Origin of the sequence: Caulobacter sp. RHG1 (assembly GCF_013181195.1) — a bacterium.
In the GTDB taxonomy this organism is placed as follows: Bacteria; Pseudomonadota; Alphaproteobacteria; order Caulobacterales; family Caulobacteraceae; genus Caulobacter.
In genome coordinates this window covers 695,915-703,953 of record NZ_SMZP01000003.1, presented here as the reverse complement: position 1 = coordinate 703,953, position 8,039 = coordinate 695,915, and the positions used below count along the sequence as shown (strand labels likewise).

General features: G+C 65.3%; 8 protein-coding genes and 1 pseudogene. 2 read left to right on the top strand and 7 right to left on the bottom strand.

Going from position 1 to position 8,039, the window contains the following annotated elements; genetic code table 11:
• Positions 1-263 (top strand): annotated as a pseudogene (locus E1H18_RS26490) (hypothetical protein); the annotation flags it as partial.
• A 444-nt stretch (positions 264-707) separates the two neighbouring features.
• On the opposite strand, the gene E1H18_RS11110 reads toward E1H18_RS26490, so the two are convergent.
• The 6 genes from E1H18_RS11110 to sdhC form a co-directional block, all read right to left on the bottom strand.
• Positions 708-1,028, bottom strand: a complete 321-nt coding sequence (locus E1H18_RS11110; RefSeq protein ID WP_172267609.1) for a 2Fe-2S iron-sulfur cluster-binding protein — start codon at positions 1,026-1,028, stop codon at positions 708-710.
• Between the two features lie 30 nt (positions 1,029-1,058).
• Positions 1,059-2,297 (bottom strand): NAD(P)/FAD-dependent oxidoreductase, encoded by a 1,239-nt coding sequence (locus tag E1H18_RS11105; protein ID WP_172267606.1) that lies wholly within the window; start codon positions 2,295-2,297, stop codon positions 1,059-1,061.
• Between the two features lie 135 nt (positions 2,298-2,432).
• On the bottom strand, positions 2,433-3,215 hold the full coding sequence (locus E1H18_RS11100) for a succinate dehydrogenase iron-sulfur subunit (RefSeq protein ID WP_172267603.1): 783 nt from the start codon (positions 3,213-3,215) through the stop codon (positions 2,433-2,435).
• A 7-nt stretch (positions 3,216-3,222) separates the two neighbouring features.
• Positions 3,223-5,010, bottom strand: a complete 1,788-nt coding sequence (gene sdhA / locus E1H18_RS11095; protein ID WP_172267600.1) for a succinate dehydrogenase flavoprotein subunit — start codon at positions 5,008-5,010, stop codon at positions 3,223-3,225.
• A 1-nt stretch (position 5,011) separates the two neighbouring features.
• On the bottom strand, positions 5,012-5,461 hold the full coding sequence (sdhD, locus tag E1H18_RS11090; protein WP_172267723.1) for a succinate dehydrogenase, hydrophobic membrane anchor protein: 450 nt from the start codon (positions 5,459-5,461) through the stop codon (positions 5,012-5,014).
• Positions 5,428-5,835 carry a succinate dehydrogenase, cytochrome b556 subunit gene (gene sdhC / locus E1H18_RS11085; protein WP_172267597.1) on the bottom strand — a complete coding sequence of 136 codons (408 nt, stop codon included), beginning with the start codon at positions 5,833-5,835 and terminating at the stop codon, positions 5,428-5,430. Before sdhC ends, sdhD begins: the two co-directional genes overlap by 34 nt.
• Before the next feature lie 180 nt (positions 5,836-6,015).
• Between sdhC and E1H18_RS11080 the strand changes: the two genes are divergently transcribed.
• Positions 6,016-7,455: a sensor histidine kinase gene (locus tag E1H18_RS11080; RefSeq protein ID WP_172267594.1), complete on the top strand. Its 1,440-nt coding sequence runs from the start codon at positions 6,016-6,018 to the stop codon at positions 7,453-7,455.
• Here the strand turns inward: E1H18_RS11080 and E1H18_RS11075 are convergent.
• A complete protein-coding gene (locus E1H18_RS11075; RefSeq protein WP_172267591.1) occupies positions 7,452-8,036 on the bottom strand; it encodes an NUDIX domain-containing protein in 585 nt (194 codons plus the stop codon). The genes E1H18_RS11080 and E1H18_RS11075 overlap by 4 nt on opposite strands.
• Positions 8,037-8,039 lie beyond the last annotated feature (3 nt).

Here is an 8,039-nt window from a genome sequence, read left to right as displayed (position 1 = left end):
ATGGTGTCTTCAAGAGACCGCATTCGTCAGCGTCATTTGGTGAACCTAAAGTCCACCGCCAGAGCGCCGCCGCCTGCGTTTCTCTTTCCAAATCAACAATGTCAAAGACCCAACCGCCCCAGAAACCCGGGAACCGGCCCATCCGTTTAACGCCCGATGTCGGCGGAGGCGGCTATCTATCCAACCCCGAATTCCGTGTCAAATCGTTTTTTACAAAACTCTTTGAACCGATCCAGCGAAACCGGAAAACCCGGAAGCGCTAGAGCCGTCAGCTTCTAGAGAAGCTACCGAAGCCAGTCAAGCGATTATTTCGAAGGAACTTCAAAACGACTGCTTATCTGACCAACACCGCGCCGCTGAATTCTTGCGAACTCTTGGCAGCGATGCTTCGGAGGGGCGCTTCTAAAGAGGAGCCATTCCGAAAGCAACCAACTCTTTTTGTTTTTTTCGAAGCCTGAAGCTCAGGTCCAAAAAGACAAAACAGGATCCCTGGGGCTGCCGAAGCCGCCCTGCGGATCCATCATCAAGTCGATTGAAGCGCGGTGTCTAACGAAGCGCCTGAACCGATGCAACACCCTTTCGGGGGCCGCGTCGTCCGGTCGCGATGTCGTTCCGTGCGAGGGGGTGATCTAGTCCCGCCCCTGACGAATGGCAACCCCTTCGCGACGATATAACGACGCTCTTTTGAAGGGGCTGCGTCGTGACGGCTAGTGCTGGCTTTCCGGCAGGCGGACGACCAGGCCGTCCAGGGCGTCAGAGACCTTGATCTGGCACGACAGGCGGCTATTGGCCTCGACGTTTTCGGCGAAGTCCAGCATCGACTCTTCCATGGCCGACTTGTCGCCGGTCTTGGCCAGCCAGGCGTCGTCAACATAGACGTGGCAGGTCGCACAGGCGCAGGCCCCGCCGCAGTCGGCGTCGATGCCCGGCACGTTGTTCTTCACAGCGCCTTCCATGACCGTCAGGCCCGACTTCACGTCGAGGACGTGCTCGGCGCCGTCGTGTTCGATGTAGGTGATCTTGGCCATGTGGTTCTTCTCTATTCCCCTTGGGCGAACTTAAGCCGCCACTTCCTTCATGGACACCGATGGATCGGCGAGCTTGTCGGCGCTCACCGGCGTGCGTTTGGCGATCAGCTGCTTGCCGGCCATGAACTCCGGCGGCGCATTGACCGCCTCGACGGCCTGGATCAGGTCGCCCTTCAGATGGAAGACCGCGAACCTGGCCGCAGCGACGTCGCCGCGCACGATCTGACGGTCGGCCTCGAACGGCAGACCGGCGATCTGCAGCTTCAGGTCATACTGGTCGGACCAGAACCATGGCGTCTCGGGCGCCGAACCCGGACGACCCATGATCGCCGAAGCGGCCTGCTTGGCCTGCTCCAGGGCGTTGGGCACGCTCTCCAGGCGGAACTGACGCTCATAGAGCGGGAGCGGACGATGGGTGACGTCACCGATCGCGAAGATCGACGGATCCTCGGTCCGCGCTTCCAGGTCGACGACCACGCCATTGGTGGTGGCGAGACCCGCATCCTGGGCCAGCTCGTCATTGGCGATCGCGCCGACCCCGACCAAGGCGACGTCGCAGGCGACCACCCGGCCGTCGGAGAACTTCACGCCGGTGACGTGGCCGTTCTCCCCTTCGAAGCCAGCCACGCCCGCGTTCAGTTCGAAGCCGACGCCGCGCTGACCGTGATAGTCCTGGAAGAAGGTCGACAGGGCGTCGCAGGCGACGCGGGCCAGGACCCGGCTCTCGCGTTCGATGATCAGGGCGTGCGCGCCCAGAGCACGGGCCGAGGCCGCCGCTTCCAGGCCGACATAGCCGCCGCCGATCACAGCCAGGCGCTTGTCGGGGCCGAGGGCGTGCTTCAACAACTCGGCGTCGGCGGCGGTGCGCAGCGACAGGACGCCGGCCAGGTCGGCGCCGGGGATCGGCAGCGCGCGGGCGCGGGCGCCGGTGGCCAGAATGAGGAAGTCGTAGGGAATGACCTCGCCCGAAGCGAGCGTCACGGTCTTTTCCGAGCGGTTGATCCGCTGGGCCACGCCTTCGAGGCGCAGCATGACGTTATTCTCGGCGTACCACTCGGAGGGCTTCAGCGAGAGACTGTCGGCGTCGGCCTCGCCCTTCAGCCAGGCCTTGGACAGCGGGGGACGCTGATAGGGCAGCAGAGGCTCGTCGCCGATCAGGACGATACGGCCCTCGTGACCATACTGCCGCAGGAACGCCGCGGCCGAGCCGCCGGCATGACCCGCGCCGATGATGACGACGCACGCGTTCTGATGACTGTCAGCGCTCAATGACGCCCTCCCTTTTGCCAAAAATGACGCCGGCGTCACCTATTGGCAAGCGGCTTTGAACAAGGGGGATAGATAGACAGAAAAACGGCGGCTGAAACCAGTCCAGCCGCCGCGCTTCTTGGAATGTCGAAACCGTCAGACGACGCGCTCGACCATCATCTTCTTGATCTCGGCGATGGCCTTGGCCGGGTTCAGGCCCTTCGGGCAGACCTGGGCGCAGTTCATGATCGTGTGGCAGCGATAGAGCTTGAACGGGTCCTCGAGCTGGTCGAGGCGGTCGCCGGTCGCTTCGTCGCGGCTGTCGATCAGCCAGCGATAGGCGTGCAGCAGGGCCGCCGGGCCCAGATACTTGTCGCCGTTCCACCAGTAGCTGGGGCACGAGGTCGAGCAGCAGGCGCACAGGATGCACTCGTAGAGACCGTCGAGCTTCTCGCGGTCTTCCGGCGATTGCTTCCACTCGGTCTGCGGCTCGGGCGTGTCGGTGTGCAGCCAGGGCTCGATCGAGGCGTACTGCGCATAGAACAGCGTCAGGTCAGGGATCAGGTCCTTGACCACCGGCATGTGCGGCAGCGGCGCGATCTGCACGGCCTTGCCCGGGACTTCAGCCCAACCGTGGGTGCAGGCCAGGGTGTTGCGACCGCCGATGTTCATCGAGCAGGAACCGCAGACGCCCTCGCGGCACGACCGGCGGAAGGCCAGGGTCGGGTCGATGCTGTTCTTGATGTACAGCAACGCGTCCAGCACCATCGGGCCCACGGCGTCCATGTCGACGTCGTAGGTGTCCCAACGCGGGTTGCCGCCCGATTCCGGATCGTAGCGGTAGATCTTGAAGGTCTTGACCTTCTTGGCGCCCGCAGGGGCCGGCCAATGCTTGCCCGACTTGACCTGCGAGTTCTTGGGGAGTGCGAGTTCGACCATCGTACCCTCAGTAAACCCGTGCTTTAGGCGGGATGTAGGCGATGTCGTCGGACATCGTGTAGCTGTGCACCGGACGGTAATCGATCTTCACCTTGCCGGACTCCATGTCGAGCCAGGCCAGGGTGTGCTTCATCCATTCGGTGTCGTTGCGGTCCGAGAAGTCCTCGCGGGCGTGGGCGCCGCGGCTCTCGGTGCGGTTGGCCGCGCCGTTCACCGTCACGACGGCCTGACCGATCAGGTTGTCGAACTCCAGGGTCTCCATCAGGTCGGTGTTCCACACCAGACCGCGATCGCTGACCTTGAGGTCGCTCTTCTTTTCCCAGACCTTGGCCAAGCGCTCGACGCCGCTGTCCAGGCTTTCGCCGGTACGGAACACCGCGGCGTCTTCCTGCATGGCCTTCTGCATCTCCAGACGCAGGTCGGCGGTCGGGGTCGAGCCCGAGGCGTTGCGGAACTTGTCGAAGCGCGCCAGGTGGGCTTCGGTCTGCGACGCCTTCAGTTCCGGCTGGGTGGCGCCCGGCTTGACGATCTCGGCGCAGCGCAGGCCCGCGGCCCGGCCGAACACGACGAGGTCGATCAGCGAGTTGGACCCCAGGCGGTTGGCGCCGTGCACCGACACGCAGGCGGCCTCGCCCACGGCCATCAGGCCGGGGATCACCTGGTCGGGGTTGTCGCCCGACTTGGTGACGACTTCGCCGTGATAGTTCGTCGGGATGCCGCCCATGTTGTAGTGGACGGTCGGCAGCACCGGGATCGGCGCCTTGGTGACGTCGACGCCCGAGAACACCTTGGCGGTTTCCGAGATGCCCGGCAGACGCTGGTGCAGGATCTTCGGGTCCAAGTGGTCCAGGTGCAGGAAGATGTGGTCCTTGTTCGGGCCCACGCCGCGACCTTCGCGAATCTCGATGGTCATCGCGCGGCTGACCATGTCGCGCGGCGCCAGGTCCTTCACCGACGGAGCGTAGCGCTCCATGAAGCGCTCGCCTTCCGAGTTGGTCAGGTAGCCGCCTTCGCCGCGGGCACCCTCGGTGATCAGGCAGCCGGCGCCGTAGATGCCGGTGGGGTGGAACTGCACGAATTCCATGTCCTGCAGCGGCAGGCCGGCGCGCAGCGCCATGGCGTTGCCGTCGCCCGTGCAGGTATGGGCCGAGGTGGCCGAGAAGTAGGCGCGACCGTAACCGCCGGTGGCCAGGACCACCATCTGGGCCTGGAAGCGGTGCAGGGTGCCGTCGTCGAGCTTCCACGCGGTCACGCCGCGGCAGACGCCGTCTTCCATGATCAGGTCGAGGGCGAAGTACTCGATGAAGAACTCGGTGTCGTGGGCCAGCGACTGGCCGTACATCGTGTGCAGCATGGCGTGACCGGTGCGGTCGGCCGCCGCGCAGGTGCGCTGGATCGGGCCTTCGCCGTAGTTCTTGGTCATGCCGCCGAAGGCGCGCTGATAGATCTTGCCGTCCTCGGTGCGCGAGAAGGGCACGCCCCAGTGCTCGAGCTCATAGACGGCGGCCGGCGCGTTGCGCGTCAGATACTCGATGGCGTCCTGGTCGCCCAGCCAGTCCGACCCCTTGACGGTGTCGAACATGTGCCAGCGCCAGTCGTCCTGGCCCATATTGCCCAGCGAGGCCGAGATGCCGCCCTGCGCGGCCACGGTGTGGCTGCGGGTCGGGAACACCTTGGTGATGCAGGCGGTCTTCAGGCCGGCTTGCGCGGCGCCCAGCGCAGCGCGGAGGCCCGAACCGCCGGCGCCGACGACGACGACGTCGAACTTGTGGTCGATGAACTTGTAGGCCGACATACTAGGCTCCGGTCACGGTCAGGGCGACCTTGAGGATCGAGAAGACCCCCACGGCGCCGGCGGCCACGCAGACGAAAAGATTGCCGATCACCAGGGCCGACTTGCCGGCGAAACCGTGGATGTAGTCCTCGATCACCACCTGGACCGCGGCCTGCAGGTGGATGAGGGCCGAGACCAGCAGCAGGCCCAGCAGCACGGCGTTCAGCGGCTGACCGATCCAGGTCGCGACCGTGTGCTGGTCGGCGCCGATCATCTTCAGCGCGGCGAACACGCCCCAGATGCTCAGCGGCGCCAGGGCCAGGCCCGAGACGCGCTCGGTGATGAAGTGACCCACACCGTGGCGCGAAGCGCCCGTGCCGCGCGCACGCGACAGCGGGGTGCGGAACTGGATAGGTTGGTAGAGTTCGTTCTTGCTCATCAGAACGCTCCGTTCGCGCCGGCGATCACCCAGGTCACGATCGTCGCCACGACTGCAAAAGCAATCGCCATGGCGCCGGTCATGTCGGCGATGCGCGGGGCGAAGCCCTTGCCGATGTCCCAGAAGGTCTGGCGGATGACGTAGGCGATATTGAAGAAGACGGCGAAGGTCTCGCCCAGCAGGACCAGCTTGCCGATCGGCGAGCCCAGGATGCTGAGGAAGCCGGCATAGGCGTCCGGACCAGCCGCCAAAGCGGCGGCCCAGGCGGCCAGGATCACGGCGCCGACCCACAGGCCGACGACGCAGCCGCGGTGCAGGATCGAGCAGGCCATCGTGATGTGCCAGCGCCACACCGTCAGGTGCGGAGACATCGGGCGCTCAGGCAGCCCCCGGCTCGTGTCGGTCATGAAAGGTCCAACCTCGGTAGCCTTTGTGCGTTGCGGGACGCTTTTAAGCGCGAAGGCTTGGGTGTCAATTAAACGGCGCCATGTTGAGAAACGTTCGCACATCCCGTTCCGGGGACGGACAGGAACAATGAAGGCTGAGCTTGCGTTACGCTTGCTGCTTTAGGGGGAAGCACATCCAGGATGAACGGTCCGATCGATTTTCAGGCGGTGTTTGATCGGATTTCGACGCCGTACATGATGATGGACCATGACCTGATCATCGTTGAGATGAACCAGGCCTATCTCGACGTCACCGGCCTTCCCCGCGAGAACATGCTGGGACGGTACGTCTTCGAAGCCTTTCCGTCCGAGGGCGAAAGCCGCCGCCTGCTAGAAGAGTCGATCCTCCGCACGCGCGATACCGGCGAGACCGACGTCATCGCCGTTCTGCACTACGCCATCCCCCGGCCAGAGGCCGACGGCGGAGTCTATGACAGCTACTGGAGCGCGACCCACACCTATGTCCCGTCGTCGGACGGGCGAGGCTATGTCCTGCAGAACACTCAGGACATCACCGAGCTGAGGCGACTGAAGGACACCGCTTTCCGGCCCGAGGCCTCGGCGACCACCGCCATGCTGGGCGACAGCGTGTTGCGCCGCGTCGAGACCTTGCAGTCGCAGAGCGTGCAGATCCGCCGCCTGTTCATGCGCGCGCCCAGCTTCGTGGCCATCCTTCGTGGACCAGAACACGCCTTCGACTTCGCCAACGAGGCCTATCTGCGCCTGATCGGTCGACAGGAGGTTCTGGGCCGCCCCCTGGGCGAGGTGCTGCCGGAGATGCACGAGCAGGGCTTCATCCACCTTCTGGACGAGGTGCGCCGCACCGGCGAGCCGTACATCGGCCGCGAGGTTCCCGTCATGCTGTCGCCTCGGCCGGGCGCGGCGCTGGAGGAGCGCTTCCTCGACTTCATCTATCAGCCGATCGTCGAGACCGACGGGACGGTTTCGGGTGTGTTCGTCGAGGGCACGGACATGACCGACCGGGTGCTGGCCAACCAGCGCCAGCGCCTGTTGCTGGACGAGCTGAACCACCGCGTGAAGAACACCCTGGCCACGGTCCAGGCCATCGCCCAGCAGACCCTGCGCGGCGCGAGGACGGCAGAGAGCTTTGCCGAGGCGTTCCAGTCCCGCCTGCTGGCCCTGTCCCATACCCATAACGCCCTGACCGACAGCCAGTGGGCCGGGGCGGGCCTGCGCCAGATCCTGACCCAGGAACTCAGCCCCTACGGCCCCGAACGGATCCAGATGAGCGGCCCCGACGTCCATCTGCCCGCGCGTCTGGCGCTGTCGCTGGGCCTGGTGTTCCACGAACTGGCCACCAACGCCGCCAAGTATGGCCCGCTCTCCAATGGCGGCCGGCTGTTGCTGAACTGGTCGCTGATCGACAGCGGCCACCGCCTGCGCTTCGAATGGCGCGAGACCGGGGGGCCGCCGGCCAGGCCGCCCGAGCGCCGGGGCTTCGGCTCGCGCCTGATCGAGCGCAGCATCACCGGCGAGCTGCGCGGCAGCATCGCGATGGACTATGCCGAGACTGGCCTGGTCGTCCGGTTCGAAACCCCTCTGGCCCGCGACTTCGCCTAGGTCCGGAACACCGTCAGAGCCAGGTGCTGCAGCAGCATGATGGTCTTGGCGTCGCGAATGGCGCCGTCGGCGACCATGGCCAGGGCCTCGTCGATGGACGGCTCCAGCACCTCGATGTCCTCGCCCTCGTCGGGATGGCCGCCGCCGTCGCCGATCCGCATGGCCGCGTCGTACTCGGCTACGAAGAAATGCAGGATCTCGGTCACCGACCCCGGGCTCATGAAGGCCTCGAACACCTTCCGCACCTCGCCCAGGCGATAGCCTAGCTCCTCCTCGACCTCGGCGCGGATGCGCACCTCCGGTTCGGCGTCGTCCAGCAGCCCCGCGGCCGCCTCGATCAGCAGGTCGTCGTAACCGTTGACGAAGGCCGGATAGCGGAACTGCTTCACCAGCAGCACGGTCCGGTTTTCCAGATTGTACGGCAGCAGCACCGCACCATTGCCGCGGTCGTAGTGCTCGCGGCTCTGGGTCTGCCAGGTCCCGTCGCGCCGCTTCCAGTCGAAGGTCGTCGTCTTCAGGACGTACCAATTGTCGGAGAGCAGCTTGGTCTCCTGGACGCGGACCCGATCCTTCACCGACATCTG